Origin of the sequence: Nostoc sp. (assembly GCF_036919595.1) — a bacterium.
Taxonomy (GTDB): domain Bacteria; phylum Cyanobacteriota; class Cyanobacteriia; order Cyanobacteriales; family Nostocaceae; genus Nostoc.
In genome coordinates this window covers 1-15,088 of record NZ_JBALCO010000153.1, presented here as the reverse complement: position 1 = coordinate 15,088, position 15,088 = coordinate 1, and the positions used below count along the sequence as shown (strand labels likewise).

Here is a 15,088-nt window from a genome sequence, read left to right as displayed (position 1 = left end):
AAGCAGAATTATCAGTATGAGTCAAAAAGCCCTTATAACAGGTTTAACTGGACAAGATGGTTCCTATCTTGCCGAACTTCTCTTAACAAAAAGTTATCAAGTATTCGGTCTAGTTCGCCGTTCGAGCACCAGCAATCTAGAGCGTATTAATCACCTTTCAGATAATATTCAAATCTTATCAGGTGACCTTCTGGATCAATCTTCCTTGATGGATGTAATTGCAGAATCACAACCTGATGAAATCTATAACCTTGCTTCTCAAAGCTACGTCCCTCTTTCTTGGACTCAACCAGCCCTTACTGCTGAATACACCGCCCTTGGTGTCTCCCGTCTCTTAGAATCCATCCGTCGCTGCAAACCTGATGCCAGATTTTACCAAGCATCCAGTAGTGAAGTTTTTGGTCAACCTGATGAATCGCCCCAAACTGAACGCACCGCCTTCCGTCCTCGTAACCCCTACGGTGTTGCCAAAGCTTATGCCCACTGGATGACCATTAACTATCGGCAAAAATACAATCTCTATACCTGCTGCGGTATTACCTACACTCACGAATCCCCTCGACGCGGTACAGAATTTGTATTTCGCAAAATTACACACACAGCTGCTCAAATTAAATTGGGTCTGGCAAATGAACTAAAATTAGGCAACCTTGATGCTCGTCGTGACTGGTGCTACGCCAAGGATGCTGTTTACGCTATGTGGCTGATGTTGCAGCAAGAAAAACCCTATGACTACATCATCGCTAGTGGTGAAACTCACTCTGTCAAAGAACTCGTTGAGTGTGCTTTTAAATGTGTTGGTCTAAACTGGCAAGATTATGTCTCAATTGACCCCGCATTTTATCGCCCTGATGAACCAGTACAGTTAATTGGTTCCGTTGATAAAATTAAGAGTGACTTAGGTTGGCAGCCTGAGCATTCCTTTGAACAATTGGTCGAGTTAATGGTTGATTATGATCTAAAAAAATTGAGTAACGGCAAAGCTTAAATATTCTGATGCTAAAAATTGTAGTTGATGCCACCCCAGTGGAGTCAAAACCAAGTGGAGTTGGCTTTTATGTTGCTAATTTAATATGCGCTCTTGATGCACTACAAAAAGAGGAAAATTTTCAGTTAGGAGTAGTCTATCAACCACGTTTAAAAAAGTGGCTTCGGGGTGACTTCAGTTTTCCTGAATCCCTGAAACATTATTCTCAACGGCATTTTCTGCCTTTACCTGTAAGAATTTCAGATTTATTATTAGCTTTAGCTTTTAAACCTAGTTTATCTTACTTTGAAAAATATTTAGATTTCCCAGACATAGTTCATGGCACTAACTATTCAGTCTATCCATGTAAAAAAAGTTTAAAGGTAATGAATATATATGATCTAACTTTTATTAAATATCCTAACTATATAGATTCAGTTGTCAAAAAGTATACAAAAAAAGTTAGACGCTGCTTGCAGTGGACAGACTTAGTTTTAACAATTTCAGAAAGTTCTAAAAAAGACATTGTTGAGCATTTGCAGGTAGACCCAAAAAAAGTCTATGTCACCCCTCTAGCTAGTCGCTACTATCCTGATTACTTATCTGCACAAACTACTGAGGAGCTAGAAAAACAAGTTAACTATGATTTTTCTCAACCATATTTACTTTTTATTAGTACAATAGAACCAAGAAAAAATATTAATACAATAATTTCGGCATTTAATTTTTTAAAAGAGCAATATAAAATTCCACACCAATTAATATTGATTGGTAAGAAAGGATGGAATTACGAGCCAGTATTTGCAGCTATTGAGAATTCACTTTGGGCAAACAAAATTCATCATCTTAATTACCTATCTAATGAATTAGTTGCATTATTTTACTCAAAAGCTGATGTCTTCGTATATCCATCTTACTATGAAGGGTTCGGTTTACCCGTATTGGAAGCAATGACTCTCGGTGCTGCTGTGATCAGTTCCAATACTTCCTCTATTCCAGAAGTTACAGGAGATGCAGCTATTCTAGTTGACCCTAATAACCCTATCCAACTAGCGGAAGCCATACTGAAAGTAATCAGTGATTCCCAATTACGCCAAGAATTAATTAATAAAGGGAAAGCTAGAGCAAAATTATTTTCCTGGGAAAGAACGGCACAAGAAACATTAAATGCTTATAGAACCATTCTTTAATGAAAATAGTAAATAACACCTCTGCCAAACAATTAATTATTAACTTATCTATTCTATTGTCTCAACCAACAGGTATAGGTAACTATGCTCAAAACATTTTTCCTTATTTAAAATCTCTCCAACCCACTCTATTAGTAGCGCGAAAATATCCCGATTTTGACTGCTATCTAATCCCGTCAAACTTAACCCCAGACCACGGCACAAAAGGTCATTTTAACCGCCTGGTTTGGACACAATTTCAACTCCCGCAAATATATAAAAACCTCAAATCGAGTCTCTTATTCTCTCCGCTGCCGGAAGCACCCCTTTATAGCAACTGTCGTTTTGTCGTCACGTCTTTTGACATGATACCGTTGCGGTTTCCTAAACGCTTTTCACCACTTACACCCTACCACCGCTACTACACTCCCCAAGTTCTTAAGCAAGCACAACACATTATTTGCATCTCCCAGACTACGGCTCAGGATATCACCAACTTTTACGGAATTCCTGCAAACAAAATTACCTCCATCCCCCTCGCCTACGATCGCACTCACTTTTGCCCCCTGAACCTCCCTAAGCGCAACTACTTTCTCTACATTGGTCGCCAAGACCCTTACAAAAATATACAGCGACTGATCACTGCTTTTGCTGCGTTAGCTAATAGCAAGGATTATGAATTGTGGTTAGTAGGGCCAAGCGATCGCCGTTATACCCCAACTTTAACAGCGCAAGTTGCAGAACTAGGTATAACTAATCAAGTGAAGTTCCTAGACTATATTCCTTACAGCGAATTACCAAAAATTATCAATGAAGCGATCGCTCTGGTTTTCCCAAGTCTCTGGGAAGGTTTTGGTTTACCTGTCCTGGAAGCAATGGCTTGTGGTACTCCGGTTATTACCTCCAATCTCTCCTCCTTACCAGAAGTAGCAGGCGACGCGGCGATTCTGATCAATCCCTACAACACCGGAGAAATTACAGAAGCGATGCAGGCTATTGCAACTGATTTGGAGTTGCGATCGCGCCTTTCTAGCCAAGGGATCACTCACTCTCAACAATTTAGTTGGGAAAAAACAGGAAAAGCAACCGTCGAAGTTTTATCCCGCTACCTATGAAAGATAAACTAACGCCAGAATGTTAGATATCAGGATTTGGGATTTTGTCCAGATTTCAGATTATCTTGACTAATGACTTACAACTAATCCTCAATCCTGATGAAAGCACTAATTCTCTCTGGCGGGAAAGGTACACGCCTACGTCCCCTCACCTACAGCGGAGCAAAACAACTTGTACCAGTTGCTAATAAACCTGTTCTATGGTATGGCATTGAAGAAATGGTTGCTGCTGGTATTACTGATATTGGCATCATTATCAGCCCGGAAACTGGGGCAGAAGTCCAAGCAAAAACCGGAAATGGAGAATACTTTCGAGCAAACATCACCTACATTGTACAAGACCAGCCACTTGGACTTGCTCACGCCGTCCAAATCGCCCGTCCGTTTTTAAGTGATTCTCCCTTTGTTATGTACTTGGGCGATAACCTGATTCAACTAGGTGAGTTAAGTTACTTTCTGCAACAATTTAGCCAACAACAGCCAGATGCTTTGATTCTCTTGCGTTCAGTTGCCAATCCTAGCGCCTTTGGTGTGGCTCAGGTAGATGAAAAAGGACGGGTATTACAGTTAATTGAAAAACCCAAAGTTCCTCCTTCAAATCTGGCATTGGTAGGGGTTTATTTCTTTTCTCACCTCATCTATGATGCGATCGCAAATATCCAACCTTCCACCAGAGGCGAACTAGAAATCACTGATGCAATTCAATACCTAATTAATCAGAAAAAGCAGGTTGTAGCCTACAATCTCCAAGGTTGGTGGTTAGATACTGGTAAAAAAGATGACTTATTAGAAGCTAACCGATTGATTCTCGACACCTATCTGACAGCATCAGTTGTCGGCGAAATTGATGCCCAAAGTCAGATTATTGGCCGAGTCCAAATCGGTGCAAAATCTAAAGTAATTAACTGCACAATTCGGGGGCCAGTAATCATTGGTAACAATTGTTATTTAGAAAACTGCTTTATTGGCCCTTATAGTAGCATTGCTAACAATGCGACACTCATTGATACTGATTTAGAACACAGTGTGATTTTAGAAGGTGCTAAAATTGCTGGAATTCATCAGCGGATTATTGATAGTGTGATTGGGCAACGGGCACAATTGACTCTTGCACCTCGTCGCCCTAAAGCCTTGCGATTTCTAATTGGCGATGACTGTAAAATTGAACTAACGTAATTTACTTGTAAAAAACAGGAAAAGTATTATCACTGCACTATTGAGCATCATTACGAATTACGAATTATTTTAATGAACATTGTACATACCAAAATTCCCGAAGTTATACAACTCGAACCCCAAGTATTTGCAGATAATCGCGGTTTCTTTTTTGAAGCCTATAACCACCAAAAATTTGCTCAACAGACAGGTAGTGTTGTCAACTTCGTCCAAGATAACCATTCTTACTCTAAGCAAAACGTCCTGCGTGGGCTGCACTACCAAATCCAACAACCCCAAGGTAAACTCATTCGTTGTGTTGTCGGTACCATCTTTGACGTAGCCGTAGATATTAGAAAAAGTTCGGCTACGTTTGGGAATTGGGTAGGTTATGAACTCAGTGCTGAAAACAAACGCCTAATGTGGATACCACCAGGCTTTGCTCACGGCTTTCTCGTGCTTTCAGAAATAGCTGAAGTTCTCTACAAAACTACAGATTACTACGCACCCCAAGGCGATCGCACCATCTTATGGAACGATCCAGATTTAGCAATAGATTGGCCTCTGAATGCGCCACCGATTTTATCCGCTAAAGACCAAGCCGGAAAACCTTTCAAAACTGCTGAAATATTTAATTAAGCTTGATGAAAGAGCGTTAGGTTCGAGAACTAATTAGGATGAGTAAATCAATTTTACTGATTGGTAGCAACGGTCAAGTGGGTAAGGAACTGCAACAAATCCTCTCATCCTCCGACAATATTATCTCAGTCGCACGCCCAACAGTAGACCTTGCCCAGCCTGATACTCTATGCAGCGTTATCAGATCCAACCAACCGCAAATCATCATAAACGCTGCTGCTTATACTGCTGTGGACAAAGCAGAAAGCGAACCCGAACTTGCTACCGCTATTAATGCGATCGCACCCCTAATTATTGCCCAAGAAAGCCAAAAGTTAGGAGCTTTGCTAATTCATATTTCGACCGATTACGTTTTTGATGGTAATGGGTATCGCCCTTACCTGGAAACCGATGCAACTAATCCCTTGAGTGTCTATGGTAAAACCAAACTTGCTGGAGAAAAAGCAATTCGGGAAACTTGCGCCCATCACCTCATCCTCCGCACTGCTTGGGTTTATGGAACCTTTGGCAAAAATAATTTTGTCAAAACTATGCTGCGACTAGGTGCAGAACGCCAAGAACTCCGTGTTGTGTCTGATCAAATTGGTAGCCCGACTTGGGCGCAAGATATAGCCACAGTCATAGCCCAGATGATTCCCCAGTTAACCCCAGAAATTAGAGACACTTATCACTACACTAATAGCGGCGTTGCTAGCTGGTATGATTTTGCCGTTGCGATTTTTGAAGAAGCCCAACAGCTAGGCTTCCCTTTAAAAGTTGAACGTATTGTCCCGATTACAACCGCCGAATATTCGACACCAGCCCGTCGCCCTGCTTATTCCGTCCTTGCTTGTGGGAAAATTTCAGCAATTCTAGAAACATATCCCCCTCATTGGCGACAAAAACTCCGACAAATGCTCACAGATTTGAAAATAAGGCATTGGGCATAGGGCATTGGGCACTTGTACTTAGCGGCGTCGTAAAGCCTGCGGCATAGCTACGCTTAGGGCGCAGCCTCTCCAAGAGTTGTATTGGTTATTCCCCTTGTCTCCCTCATCCCCTATCCTTTTTGACTTTTTAAAACTCCTGTCTCTTGTTGTATGGGTAAGACATCTAAAATGTCAGTTTGGGAACAATATTTTAAATCTTCTTGACAGTCAAGACGCAACAATCGTTGACCGTGACTAGCTTGGTGAAGTAATCCCAATAAATTATCTTGCCACTGAGAGTAAAGAGCGATCGCACTAATTACTTCATCGTTACCAGCTAATTCCTCCAGTGACAACGTGGTTTGCTCCAAAAGACTATGAGCGATCGCACCTGCACAAACTGTATCCTCTAAAGAAAAACTGCCTTCCCAACCTGAACCGACAATCCAGACTGTCTCTGGTTGTTTTCTTTTGAGAAATTGCACCACCGCCGCCCGGTTAATCAAGGCTGCTGCTAATAGATTTGGGGAGTCTTGCACCCGTTGTAAAGCACGGGTGCCATTGGTGGTACTGATAAATAAGCGACGCCCCTGCACTAATTCTGGTGTGCAGTCGAGGGGAGAGTTACCCAACTCAAAGCCAGGTACTTTCGCGCCGCCGCGTTCTCCAGCCCGCAGCCGTTTTTCCGGTGGCCATTTTTCGCTAACTTCAATTAACTGATCTAAATCGCTGAATACTTGTACAGCTTCGCCTCCAGCTGCCAAAACTGTCGCAATCGTGCTAGTGGCTCGCAAGACATCGACTGCGATCGCACATTCTGGCGCTTCATCCGTTGGAGTTAATTCAGGAGTGTGGTATACGAATAGCTTCACGCGCTGGATACACCTGGTTTAATACTACTGCCGCAAATAACATTCTACCCAGTTGGTGTCACTTAACTATAGTCACAATTGCTCGTGGAGCATTTTTTCCCATCAAAATGCACGATGCATGACATTTTATACATAAATGGATGTGGGAAGTAGGGAAGAAATCTGACAATTCAGGTCATCTGGAAAACCTCACTTATATTTTTCTCTCCTAAAAGGAGAGACTTTGAATTTTCCCCCTTCCCGTGTCGAGAAGGGGGTTAGGGGGTTAGGTTTTTCGTGGGCTTTGCTAAATGACCTGAATTGTCAGGCAATAAATCCGCTTACTAAGAGCAGGATTTTAACTAAATCTTAAGAGTCTTTAATCCCTAACTCAAAAAGCCCATTTTTATGCTTTTAGACTTTCAGACTTGCTGCACTATCTTGTAATCTAAAACAAGAACACACCTTGTAAAAGGGGAAAAAGTTACAGCTTCAAGATTACAGCGCAAAGGGACGGATATTCACTCATTTCCCATTACCCCTTATCCCCAGAGGGGGCCCCACCTTCCCCATTTTCAACTCCCCATTCCCCACTCCCCATCGAAATCGCTATGGCACCTTTACCCGATTACCGTCCTAAACAACTATCTTTAGGCCCATTGGAAGCGGAAATTTTAAATATCATCTGGGAATTTGGTTCAGTCACAGTAAAGGATGTACATGATCGCATTCTGGCTGATCCCAACCGCGAATTAGCGTATACTTCTGTAACTACCGTCTTACGTCGCCTCACTGATAAAGGTTGGCTAGCGTGTGACAAGAAAGAGCGAGCATTCTATTGGCGACCATTGTTGAGCAAGCAACAAGCAGATGTGATCAAAGCTCACGAGCAGTTACAGCGATTTCTAGCGGTGGGGAACCCCGATGTTGTTGCTGCCTTTGCTGATAGTCTGGATGAAGCAGCTAGTGAGCAAATAGCAGCGATCGCCAAACGTATTCAATCTGCACGCCAAGCCAGGGAGGAAAAATGATGCATCTAATAATGATTTTGAATGCTTTGGCAGTTGCTTGGTGGTTAAGATCCTCCTGGAATCAACGCCAAGGTAATTGGAGTCTGCGGTGGCAGCGATCGCTATTTTTGTTCCTCTTCCCCCCCTTGCTAATTTTCATGACAGTGATCGCCGTGCTGTTTATGGGCCCCCAAGGAGAAATGGGCGGGATGTACACAGGCTCCGTCAGCTATGTAGTGGCATTAATTTATGTGGCATTTTTTGCCATTTTATGCATTAAACTTGCCTTCCAGGGTTGGCAGTCTGTGGAATCTGCTCGTAACTGTCCTGTGGTGAATTTGGGGGATAAACGAGCCAGGTTACTGCAAACAGGCGCGTTGTTTGCGGGTCAAATTGGTTTTTGGCAACCAGAACTAGTGATTAGCCAGGGATTACTGCAAACTCTCTCACCAGATCATTTAGAAAGCGTCTTAGCCCATGAGCAAGGGCATCACTATTACAAGGATACGTTCTGGTTTTTTTGGCTGGGTTGGGTGCGTTCCTGCACAGCATGGTTGCCGAATACAGAGCCTTTGTGGGAAGAACTGTTAGCTTTGCGTGAACTCCGTGCCGACAGTTATGCAGCATTGCAGGTAGACCCTTTGGTGTTAGCGGAATCACTTTTATTAGTAGTTAGTACCAGCCCAGTATTATCGGAAATTTGCTGTGCTGCATTGGGTTCATCTGGTGCAGATCGCTTAGAACAAAGAGTAGAAGCTCTATTAGCACCACCAGAAGCAACCCCAGAAGCTCAATTACAATCCTGGCATGGCTTTTTGTTGGCGTTCCTGCCTCTACTAACTGTCATATTTCATAGTTAATTTTAATTTAGCAAGTTGCTATAGCACGAAGCTGCGACGGTAGCGACATCCGTCATCCCTGTAGCGACATCCGTTGTTCCTGTAGTGACATCCGTTGTCCCTGTAGCGATATCGGTTGCCATATAACGATGAAAATTTTGAATAGGACTGTTATATTACTCTTCTTCTAGCAACTGTTCTATATATTTTTGCACTAAAGGCACTTGAAAAGCATTGCCTTCTTGAGTCAAAATCTCTTTTCGCGTTAGTTTGCGGATAACACCTTTGTCCTGCTGTGTGGGAGTTTCACCGTGGATTATCTGGCGCAGGAGAGAGCGATCACTTTCTGCTAAACTCGTCCATAATTCCCGAAAATACTGAACGCCTCGCTCCAGCACAACAGGTATAACTTCTTTAACATCCTGTACAGTAGCTTTTGCTGTATCTGCTTCTGGCCTGTTTTTTCTGATATCGCGGTTTAGCAATTCCACCAACTCATAACATACCAACTGAACAAGATAAGGCTGACAGCGAGTAAGTTGGATAATTGCATTTACAACCTTGATCGCATCCTATTTAGCATTGAGGTAAGATGGACGTATTTATTAATTAATAATTATTTTCAATAACTTCCAGTGACTTGTCTTTTAACGAAATAATGGGGATCAGAGCGAGGTAAACTGTCCATAAAATCCCCCGACTAATTTTGATTTCCTACAAATCCCACCGGAATATTCGGGTACTGACACCGGACTCATTTTGGCGATCGCTATCCTAATTCGCTCAATCGCCATACTGATTCAGTCTCTAGCCGCACTCAAGACAGTGGGGCTTTTGCACCGTATCAAATAACCCAAGAAAGACATGGATTTTGGACTGAAATTTCTCAGCATATTAAAGAGTTTCGCCCTCAGTTTGTAGAGACATTACGGCAATTGAATCGGCTTGATCTTGGAAGTAAAAATATCCGTAACCTTGTGAGGATGACGGAAGCAGACCTAATAGCAACAGGTAGTGATCCAGACCAAGCAAGGCAAATTTTCCAAGCGATCCAAAATGTAGCCTCTAATGTAACTAAAAATGTAACTAATAGGTTTGTGCAAAATGATCCATATAACCGTCCACGATTAGTCAATCTCTTGGAAGAGAATAGCAACATTCCTCTTATTGCTTTTGAGGAAGATGATTTTTACGAGAATTTCCCTGGAATTTGGACACCTGTTGATATGTTTCAACAGTCCTTTGGCAGGCTTTTTGCAGATTACCAGAGAAATTGGCTCAATAATCGACTCAAAGCTTTTGCAAATTCTGAAGGTGAACCTGTCAACTTTCTGACGGATGGGGAGTTTTTAATGAGATATGGAGAACCACCTTGGAATTTTGTAAATAGCATTCTTGAAGCTGCAAGCCTAGATTTCAGAATCAATCAACCACTTAAATACGAAGATCGTCCTTACGAACCAATTCTTACTGATCAAGTAAGAGGAACACAGGTGAAGTTTGCCGATCTATCTTCTGGTGAAAAAATATTGATGTCATTTGCATTGTGTTTTTACTATGCTGAAGATCGTCGCCAGCTTGTAGATTACCCAAAAATTTTACTGTTTGATGAAATTGATGCGCCTCTGCATCCTTCTATGACTCAATCTCTCTTACGTACAATTCAAGAGATACTTATTAATCAGCATAATATTAAAGTAATATTGACAACTCATTCGCCATCAACAGTCGCCTTAGCGCCAGGATCCTCACTATATGCTATGTATTAGGCAGACCATAAACGTTTGCAAAAGACTACAAAAGATAAGGCATTAACTATTCTGACAACAGGAGTACCTACCCTAAGCATTGATTATGAGAATCGCCGCCAAATATTTGTTGAAAGTCAGTATGATGTTCTTTTCTATGAACGAATATATGAAAAGTTAAAGGATAAGTTGATACCCGAAATATCGCTCAATTTTATTTCCTCAGGGGTAGGAGGTCAGGGAAACTGTGACCAAGTGAAAGAGGTTGTAAATCAGCTATATTCTGGTGGCAATAGAACTGTTTATGGAATAATTGATTGGGATTTAAAAAATTCTGAGAGTGAACGGGTAAAAGTCATTGGGCAAGGAAATCGTTATAGTATTGAGAACTATATACTTGATCCAATTCTTGTAGCAGCTTTGTTGCTTCGAGAAAAGTGGATTGAACGTTCTGTGGTAGAGCTAGATGAAAATGAGACTTATATCCACCTTGCTAAATTTGATAGCATTCGGCTTCAGATAGTAGCTGACTTTATAGTAAAAAGAGTTACAGATTATGTATCAAAACAGAACGAAGGAGATAGGTTATCGTGTGAATATATTGGTGGACAAGTAATCTCCTTGCCATTATGGTTTTTACAAATTCAAGGACATCAACTAGAAAGCACACTCAAAAACATTTTTGCTCAACTAAAAAGGTTTCAACAAGAGCCTCAACTAAAACGAGAGATTTTGTTAAAAGTTATTGATGATATACCAGCACTTATCCCTAAAGACTTTGTACTGCTGTTTAATAAAACTCAGGGTTTCAGCATTTAATTCTTCTCTTCCTTTGCGTTCTTTGCGCCCTTCTCTAACGAGACGCTGCGCGAAGGCGGTTCGTTAAAAAATTGACTTTGATAAAGAGTTAAGCCTTAACTGAACTGTATTGGAACAGACCTTTGATGCGATGATCGCCAGTTTCCTTAAACTAGATTAACCGGAGAGCAACTCCTTTAGAACCTTTGCCAAATACTCATACTGTTCCGGTGTATTATAAATCTGTGCCGAAATCCTTACCAACAGCCGAGGTTTTTCCTGCCACGGAATCATCTGCACTTGAATACCAAACTTATCAAACAACTCATCATGTATAGACATGAAATCGCGGTTTTCCAACATGGTAGGCAATGGCACAACCGCCATTGAACCAATCATCTCTTCTGGACAAGGCGGCTGTACTTCCAGCGCTTCACAAAGTAGCTGTCTTCCCTGCAACACTAGCTGATGATTTTGCTGCATCAATTCTGTCCATCCACCAGGTAGCAAAGAACCCATAAAAGCGATCGCTTCTGGTACACACATATAAGCTGTAGGATCGTTTGTACCTGTCCAGTCAAATTCCAACTGAAAGCAGGTTTTATCAGTGCGTGGCGAATTTGTCCCGTGGCTAATTGTCAGAGGACGAATTTCTAACTGTTTATCTCGTCGCACATACAAAAATGCTGCTCCTTTTGGCGCACACAGCCATTTATGACAATTCCCGGTGTAATAAGTTGCGCCAATTTCTTCCAAATTGAGGGGAATCATCCCAGGTGCATGGGCACCATCTACCAATGTATTTACACCCCGTTGTTGCAACTCCTTCACCAACTCTTGAATCGGGAAAATTAGCCCTGTCTGGCTGGTAACATGATCCAAAAGTGCTAATCGTGTTTTTGGTGAAACTCGCTCAATTACTGCTGCCACTACTTGCTGCGGCGAGTCAATGGGGAAAGGAATTTTTGCCACCACCACCCGCGCCCCAGTGCGACTGGCAACAAAATCAAGTGCATTGCGGCAAGCATTATATTCGTGGTTGGTTGTGAGTATTTCGTCTTCTGGTGAAAACGTCAGCGACCTTAACACCGAATTAACACCAGTCGTCGCATTGGGGACAAATACCAAATCTTGGACATCAGTACCCACGAACGCCGCCAGCTTACTTCTGGCATCGTCTAATAGCGGTTCCCATTCTCTACCAAAAAAGCGTAAGGGTTCTTGTTCTAACTGCGATCGCAGTCTTTGTTGAACTGCCAGCACTTGTTTAGGACAAGCACCAAAAGACCCATGATTTAGAAACGTCACAGCTGGATCAAGCGACCATAGATTATTGAAGGATAATCTAAAATCCAAAATTACTAAACTCCCCAGGCTGGATTCGAACCAGCGACCAATCGATTAACAGTCGATCGCTCTACCACTGAGCTACTGAGGATCACTCACGATTTATAATATTAGGACTAAAAATAAGATTTGGCAAGTACTTTCGCCAATATTCTTTTAGACGCTTAATTATAGAATTTTGCAGCCAAAATCCATTCAGCAACTCAAGCAGAGACTTTTAAATACTAATATCTACTGTAATCCCATTCGTAATTCAACCAGACGCTGCCGCGCCTTAGCATCAATGGCATTAGCTAAAAACCTACTCTTAGATTGTTTGCGCGTATGATACTTCTGTCGCATCCGACAGACGGTAGCTTCCACTTCCCCACAGAGTTGTTGTGCCGACAACCATTCAGCCCCATACCCTTGTATCATCAACCGCTGTGCCCGATCTGATGTAGCAACAATCACACGAGAAATCAAACACTGGGCTATTTGCTGGCGCATAGAGGCACAAGATTTTTCAATATAAGTATCTGCTGTTTGCCCAAAATCAGTGTAATAAACAGATAAATGCTCAGTAATAATTTCTTTATTACTAGAAGAAGTCTGATATTGGGCATCAAAAACTATCTGAGTTGCATAACCTTGAAACGCACTATAACCAGTCATTGCTTCCACAAGTTCACCCCGTGCTGCCTCTAGCCCAACACTATCACGCGTTTTTTTAAGGCAAGGCCAAGCGCCAATTATATTGTAGCCGTCTACTAACAAAACGGCTTGGAGTAAGGAACGGGGCATGGTTTTTAATCACAATTTTCTAGAGTTAACAAAATTCATTCATAAGTTTTATAATAATTGATGCATTGTCTGTAACACTATGCTACATAAATAAAAAGTACGGCAGCCTCACAAAACTAAAACCTAAGACAGACGCACCAACTTAAAACGCGCCTTTGTTTAAAAGGCGCGTCGCAGTTCATTTTCACTAATGGTGAAAATGAAGAGTACTAAGTTAAAAGACCACCGATAAAAAGCGGAGCATGTACTAGGTATAAAAGTCCTGAGTACTTTTTACTTCATTGGGCACTTAATTAAGAGGCTTCGCTGTGTACCTGCATCAGACGTTGTTTGAGGCGTTGGGCTTCACCCCTATCTACCAAAGAGCCTTTTTCTAGTAAGAAAGCGCCGTCACAGTAATTTAACTCGTCTAATCGATGTGTCACCCACAGGGCTGTAATACCTCGACTTTTGACCAGACGGCGGACACCAGCAACTAAATCCAACTGACTATCTGGATCTAGTAAGGCAGTGGGTTCATCTAATAATAAGACTTCGCAGCGACGGGCGATCGCACCTGCGATCGCGACTCGCTGTTTTTGTCCCCCAGAGAGCGCATAGATAGGGCGTCGTTGGAAGGCAAGCAAATTCACCGCCCCTAGCGCCTCCTCAACCCTTGCTCTAGTGGCAGCAGGTGGCAACTTTTCTTCCACCAATCCAAAAGCCACATCAGCACCAACCGTTGGCATCACCAGTTGATGATCTGGATTTTGGAAGACAAAGCCAACGGGGTGCAAAACCCGAATTTTCCCAGACTCAGGAGCTAATAACCCCGCCAGCAGTCTAAGTAACGTTGATTTACCGCTGCCATTTGTACCCAAGAGCATCCAAAACTCACCCTTGGGTACTTCTAAAGAGCAAGATTTGATAACTTTCTCTCCATTAGGCCAACTGAAATTTAAATCCTTGACCTCAATGCCCACTTGAGCCATTTGTCAACCTTGGTTACTCAGCAGCTACAGCGAAAAAGCCAGGTGGTCTGCCACCACCAGGGGTTGTACCATCTTTCTGAACAATCTGCACCCCAGAAATTTCACTAGCGCGAACAGCAATTTTTTTCTCTGTCTTGCCCTCGCACTTGAGTTCTACAATGTCAGGGTTCCCAGAACGGATTGCTGCCAAAATTAGCTGATAGACAGCCTCAGCATCCTCTGCTGACTTACGTTGTACTGAGATCGGGAAAGCAGTGTTTCTGATGCTTAAATCGATGGTAAACATTTAGCAATAATCAAATTTAACTGTAGGACTCATTTTAGCGTCAGCTGAGTGATTCTAGGGTAAATGGGCATTGGGCACTTGTACTGAGCGGCGTCGTAAAGCCTGCCGCATAGCTACGCTTAGGGCGCAGCCTCTCCAAGAGTTGTATTGGTTATTCTCCTCTGCTCCTCTGCTCCTCTACCCCCTGCCCCCCACCTCTTTAATTTGACCTCATCTGGATCAAAAATTAATTTTTATGACAAATCCCCTAGAAAAATTAGCGATTTACACCTAATATGATTAAAGGTTCGTAAAAAATTGTAAACTTGGTTAACAACCGGTTAACTTTCTGCTTATGGATGGCTTTTATATAGCCGTCTATAATATAGATACAACCTGTACTTATAAACATTTGGAGATTTGCTCTCATGACCATCGCAGTTGGACGCGCCCCTAGTAGAGGGTGGTTTGACGTTTTAGACGACTGGCTCAAGCGCGATCGCTTCGTATTCGTAGGTTGGTC

At 42.3% G+C, this 15,088-nt stretch carries 17 protein-coding genes and 1 tRNA gene; 10 read left to right on the top strand and 8 right to left on the bottom strand.

Annotated features, from left to right (window positions below):
• The first annotated feature begins 16 nt into the window (after positions 1–16).
• The 6 genes from V7K21_RS23485 to rfbD all read left to right on the top strand — a co-directional run bounded on the left by V7K21_RS23485 (position 17) and on the right by rfbD (position 5,974).
• Positions 17–988, top strand: a complete 972-nt coding sequence (locus V7K21_RS23485; RefSeq protein WP_335177592.1) for a GDP-mannose 4,6-dehydratase — start codon at positions 17–19, stop codon at positions 986–988.
• 8 nt (positions 989–996) lie between these two features.
• Positions 997–2,157: a glycosyltransferase family 4 protein gene (locus V7K21_RS23480; RefSeq protein WP_335177591.1), complete on the top strand. Its 1,161-nt coding sequence runs from the start codon at positions 997–999 to the stop codon at positions 2,155–2,157.
• A complete protein-coding gene (locus V7K21_RS23475) occupies positions 2,157–3,251 on the top strand; it encodes a glycosyltransferase family 4 protein (protein WP_335177590.1) in 1,095 nt (364 codons plus the stop codon). Before V7K21_RS23480 ends, V7K21_RS23475 begins: the two co-directional genes overlap by 1 nt.
• A 99-nt stretch (positions 3,252–3,350) precedes the next feature.
• Positions 3,351–4,427 (top strand): glucose-1-phosphate thymidylyltransferase, encoded by a 1,077-nt coding sequence (locus tag V7K21_RS23470; protein ID WP_335177589.1) that lies wholly within the window; start codon positions 3,351–3,353, stop codon positions 4,425–4,427.
• Between the two features lie 72 nt (positions 4,428–4,499).
• On the top strand, positions 4,500–5,045 hold the full coding sequence (gene rfbC / locus V7K21_RS23465) for a dTDP-4-dehydrorhamnose 3,5-epimerase (protein ID WP_335177588.1): 546 nt from the start codon (positions 4,500–4,502) through the stop codon (positions 5,043–5,045).
• 38 nt (positions 5,046–5,083) lie between these two features.
• Positions 5,084–5,974 (top strand): dTDP-4-dehydrorhamnose reductase, encoded by an 891-nt coding sequence (gene rfbD / locus V7K21_RS23460; protein ID WP_335177587.1) that lies wholly within the window; start codon positions 5,084–5,086, stop codon positions 5,972–5,974.
• A 110-nt stretch (positions 5,975–6,084) separates the two neighbouring features.
• On the opposite strand, the gene V7K21_RS23455 is transcribed toward rfbD, so the two are convergent.
• Complete coding sequence (locus V7K21_RS23455) at positions 6,085–6,825, bottom strand: 2-phosphosulfolactate phosphatase family protein (protein WP_335144565.1); 741 nt, start codon at positions 6,823–6,825, stop codon at positions 6,085–6,087.
• Between the two features lie 590 nt (positions 6,826–7,415).
• Here V7K21_RS23455 and V7K21_RS23450 point away from each other — a divergent pair.
• Both V7K21_RS23450 and V7K21_RS23445 read left to right on the top strand, forming a co-directional pair.
• Complete coding sequence (locus V7K21_RS23450; protein WP_334797688.1) at positions 7,416–7,835, top strand: BlaI/MecI/CopY family transcriptional regulator; 420 nt, start codon at positions 7,416–7,418, stop codon at positions 7,833–7,835.
• Positions 7,835–8,674 (top strand): M56 family metallopeptidase, encoded by an 840-nt coding sequence (locus V7K21_RS23445; RefSeq protein WP_335177620.1) that lies wholly within the window; start codon positions 7,835–7,837, stop codon positions 8,672–8,674. The genes V7K21_RS23450 and V7K21_RS23445 overlap by 1 nt, the downstream gene beginning before the upstream one ends.
• A 155-nt stretch (positions 8,675–8,829) precedes the next feature.
• On the opposite strand, the gene V7K21_RS23440 is transcribed toward V7K21_RS23445, so the two are convergent.
• A complete protein-coding gene (locus V7K21_RS23440; protein WP_335177586.1) occupies positions 8,830–9,138 on the bottom strand; it encodes a hypothetical protein in 309 nt (102 codons plus the stop codon).
• A 180-nt stretch (positions 9,139–9,318) separates the two neighbouring features.
• A complete protein-coding gene (locus V7K21_RS23435) occupies positions 9,319–9,447 on the bottom strand; it encodes a hypothetical protein (RefSeq protein WP_335177585.1) in 129 nt (42 codons plus the stop codon).
• 189 nt (positions 9,448–9,636) lie between these two features.
• Here V7K21_RS23435 and V7K21_RS23430 point away from each other — a divergent pair, with 189 nt between their 5' ends.
• Together V7K21_RS23430 and V7K21_RS23425 are read left to right on the top strand one after the other, a co-directional pair.
• Positions 9,637–10,422 carry an AAA family ATPase gene (locus V7K21_RS23430; protein WP_335177584.1) on the top strand — a complete coding sequence of 262 codons (786 nt, stop codon included), beginning with the start codon at positions 9,637–9,639 and terminating at the stop codon, positions 10,420–10,422.
• A 15-nt stretch (positions 10,423–10,437) separates the two neighbouring features.
• Positions 10,438–11,220, top strand: coding sequence for a DUF4435 domain-containing protein (locus V7K21_RS23425; protein WP_335177583.1), 783 nt, complete (start codon positions 10,438–10,440; stop codon positions 11,218–11,220).
• 156 nt (positions 11,221–11,376) lie between these two features.
• Here V7K21_RS23425 and V7K21_RS23420 read toward each other — a convergent pair whose 3' ends face one another.
• The 5 genes from V7K21_RS23420 to V7K21_RS23400 all read right to left on the bottom strand — a co-directional run bounded on the left by V7K21_RS23420 (position 11,377) and on the right by V7K21_RS23400 (position 14,586).
• Positions 11,377–12,555, bottom strand: a complete 1,179-nt coding sequence (locus tag V7K21_RS23420; protein ID WP_335177582.1) for an aminotransferase class V-fold PLP-dependent enzyme — start codon at positions 12,553–12,555, stop codon at positions 11,377–11,379.
• A gap of 10 nt (positions 12,556–12,565) precedes the next feature.
• A tRNA-Asn gene (locus V7K21_RS23415) sits at positions 12,566–12,637 on the bottom strand.
• A 140-nt stretch (positions 12,638–12,777) separates the two neighbouring features.
• Positions 12,778–13,329, bottom strand: coding sequence for an NYN domain-containing protein (locus tag V7K21_RS23410; protein ID WP_335177581.1), 552 nt, complete (start codon positions 13,327–13,329; stop codon positions 12,778–12,780).
• Positions 13,330–13,622: 293 nt separating this feature from the next.
• A complete protein-coding gene (locus tag V7K21_RS23405; protein ID WP_335024060.1) occupies positions 13,623–14,300 on the bottom strand; it encodes an ABC transporter ATP-binding protein in 678 nt (225 codons plus the stop codon).
• A 13-nt stretch (positions 14,301–14,313) separates the two neighbouring features.
• The gene (locus V7K21_RS23400) at positions 14,314–14,586 is read right to left on the bottom strand and encodes a hypothetical protein (RefSeq protein WP_012410874.1); all 273 of its coding nucleotides are present in this window, start codon (positions 14,584–14,586) and stop codon (positions 14,314–14,316) included.
• Between the last annotated feature and the right edge of the window lie 502 nt (positions 14,587–15,088).